The organism is Candidatus Poribacteria bacterium, from assembly GCA_016866785.1.
Lineage (GTDB): Bacteria > Poribacteria > WGA-4E.
This window is the reverse complement of the sequence record VGLH01000234.1, coordinates 1-3,192: the sequence shown is the minus strand read 5'-3', so window position 1 is coordinate 3,192 and position 3,192 is coordinate 1. Positions and strand designations below refer to the sequence as shown.

The window sequence follows — 3,192 nt, the reverse complement described above, 5'->3', positions numbered from 1 at the left end:
CAACCCGCTTCGTGAGCCAGACGAGGTTGTCCCTGTCGCGGACGAGCCGCCCAACTGGACGTCCGCCGGCGCGGACCGTTCTTGCTTCTGCCCGTTTCATGTGTTACATTCTCCGGGTACATACTGTGTAGTGGCCTCATCCATTCGCGGTTTATGCCGCGTCGGCTGGGGCTTTCTTATGTGCGTCGTACGTGTCGACGAACTCGTCGATGTCCGCCAGCACGACGCCCAGTGCTGACGCGATCTTCCGCGCCTGATGTTCCGATGCGCGAAAGCGACCGTTTTCGATGACCGCGTAGGTGGCGACATTGATCCTTGCGGCCGCCGCCACCTGGACGTGGGTCATCGCACGTTGCTTGCGAAGGTAACGGAGTGTCACATGTACCTCCTTGTCTCAGACTGCACTAGGACCCAAACAGCAACTCTATCGCATCCAGTATACCAATGGGTGCGCCTGATGACAAGAGTATATGCATGGAGAATCCAGTAGGCATGCTGGTCTAATGTACTTTCGTCCTGAGATTCCCCAGGAATAGTACGGATTCTGATGGATCCATGACTACCGTTCCCGTGCCCATGGCCAACGACATAGGCGGGGACTGACACTGCACTCGACCGTGCCAGGTGCAGAGTGCCAGGTGCAGATAGGACAAGTCGTATGGAGCGAACACACGTGTGTCTGCTGGTGGCGGAGCGACTCGCGATCGAGCACGGCAGGATTCCCACCGTTGAGGCACTGAGGCGAGAAGCCCAAGTCGCGAACGCGACCGCCAGCAAGGTCCGCAAAGCCATCGACCAACAGCTTCGGGAGCAGATCGTCGAACCAAACCATCTGCTTCGCTGGGTCCGCGTTGCCGAGCATGCCCAGGCGGAGGTCGGGGCTCTGACCGACCTCCTCGTGAACGAGGGGTCTGGCTGGGTCTGGCGCACTGTTGAGCAGGAGCGCGTTGCCACTCCAGATAGGGCCCGCGTAGGCAAGCGTCAGACGCTCGATATGGAGCGCTCACGCGAAGCCCTGTGGAACACGTGGCGTCTGATATACCGCCAAGGCGTCGCCGCCTCGTGCCTTGATCGCAGTCGCATCGAGTTGCCGTCCATGTGGAAGGATGCGCCCGAACAAGTGGCGTGGTCCACATGGGCATCATTCCATGCTGCTGCCGGCTTCGTGGCGAACTACGGCAAGCCACAACCGCCCCCCGACCTGCTAGCGGACCTGCTGGACGCGATTCAGCCGATGGCGAACCGGCGGGTGTACGACCGATTCGGCGTCCCAGTCGCCCAGCAAGTGAAGTCATTGATGTCGAGCATCAACAATCTCGTGTTCACAGCACGACGGCAGCGGAGGGTGTTCCGCCTGTACAGCGTCGATGAGGAAAGGTGGATTCCGTTTCGGTTTGGCGTGTCGCGGTACGAGATTCTCGACTCAGACGACCTTGCCGCACCAGCCGAGTCCAGAGGTTGGGACAGAATAGGAGTGCGGATACTGTCCTTGGAGGATGCTGCTGCACTCGCGTACGGCGTCCCACTGCGTGAAGACGGTTCCGTTGACCAAGGGCTGAGGAGACGTTCCACAGAAGCGTTGCGCAAACGGTTGCAGCGGAAACCTGCCGAGGCACGGCGGGTCTTCAGGATAACGCCGAAGCCCCAGGGACGAGGCGTGGGGATGTACTACTTCACGTGGCAGTTCAAGTTCCTCAAATGGCTTGACAGCGACGCGTGGCGAGGAAGGCGGGCTCGACGCAGCAGAAGGATGAAGACGACGAGTTAGCTCCCCAGTCCGACAGGGCAGTACTATGCACGCTAGGGCTGCCCTATTGCGCCCGTGTTCGTCTGGCGCCGAATCATGTCTGCAGGCCGCAGCGGACGGTCGACCGGGCTACACCCGAACCACCGACGCTGGCGTGGTTTGTGCTGCTGGGCCAATCGCGATCGCCGAGTGCTTGTGGCCCCTATCAGAGCCAGTTGCTCATTCCTGGGTATGCGTATATGGTCTGCTGCGAGGGCATAGGCAGAACCCATCGTATCCGCCGAGTGCTCACCCAAGCTCTTGCGGCATCTCCTAGTGGTCAGTTACTTTGGAGACTTCGTCTTCCCCCCACCTCCATCCTCCCCCACGCTTCGCGGGGGGAGGAGGCTATGTCCCCTCCCCGTTGCATGGGCTGAGAGGGGTAGGGTGGGGGTTGGACAAACCGACAATTCACTGTCACTGACCACTAGGTGTGGAACCGGGTACCTGGCGTTGCAGACTTCGAATGGAGTTCTCATGGACGCTTTCCAACTGAACGAGCGCATTGTTGAGCAGTACTCGCACTACGTCCGCGGCTTCCTACATATACAAGACCCCCATACCTTCGGGCAGGTCGAGCGGGAACTCCTCGGCGCGCGTCCCCTCTGGCCGGATGCGCTGATCCAATTGAATCCCGCTTACGAATCCGCTGAGACGATCGTAGACCTCGTGGGGTGTAATATCCTTCATCCTCAATGCGCCGAGATCTTTCGAGACGCCTCCGGCAATCCGCTCCGTCTCCGACGGCACCAACAGGATGCGGTGATTCGAGCCCTTCAACGCAGGAACGTTCTGCTCACAAGCGGCACAGGTTCCGGGAAGACGCTTGGTTATCTGCTGCCGATCTTCCATTCCATCCTGACCGACGGGTCCCCAAAACCGTCCGTCCGCGCGATTCTCTTGTATCCGATGAACGCGCTGGTGAATTCCCAGTACGACGCGCTACGCCGACTTGAGGAGCAATTCTCGGAACAGACGGGGAAGCCGATGCCCGTTCGATTCGCGTGTTACACCGGCCAAGAGAAAGAGGATGAAAGAACACGAACCCAACAATCGCCTCCGCACTTGCTCCTGACCAACTACATGATGTTGGAACTGATGTTGCTCCGCCGGGACGAGCAGGATTTCCTCTCCGAGAACGTGAATATCATCGTCGTCGATGAATTGCACACCTATCGCGGTCGGCTTGGCGCCGACATGGCTCTCCTCATGCGCCGAGTGCGGCAACGATGCCGCAACCCGAGTCTTCGTTTCATCGGTACCAGCGCAACGATGGCATCCGGTGGAACGCGGCAGGAACGCCGTTCTGTAGTCGCCGGATTTGCTCAGCAGCTCTTCGGCGTCGAGGTCGAATTGGGCGATGTCGTCGAGGAAACGCTCGAACGACTCATCCCACACGATACGCC

General features: G+C 59.7%; 3 protein-coding genes. 2 read left to right on the top strand and 1 reads right to left on the bottom strand.

Annotation, left to right across the window (positions count from 1 at the left end):
- Positions 1–151 precede the first annotated feature (151 nt).
- Complete coding sequence (locus FJZ36_18690) at positions 152–379, bottom strand: helix-turn-helix transcriptional regulator (protein MBM3216927.1); 228 nt, start codon at positions 377–379, stop codon at positions 152–154.
- Positions 380–658: 279 nt separating this feature from the next.
- Between FJZ36_18690 and FJZ36_18685 the strand changes: the two genes are divergently transcribed.
- Positions 659–1,768: a hypothetical protein gene (locus FJZ36_18685; protein ID MBM3216926.1), complete on the top strand. Its 1,110-nt coding sequence runs from the start codon at positions 659–661 to the stop codon at positions 1,766–1,768.
- A gap of 495 nt (positions 1,769–2,263) precedes the next feature.
- Positions 2,264–3,192 (top strand): DEAD/DEAH box helicase (locus tag FJZ36_18680; GenBank protein ID MBM3216925.1); only part of this gene is annotated, 929 nt, incomplete at its 3' end.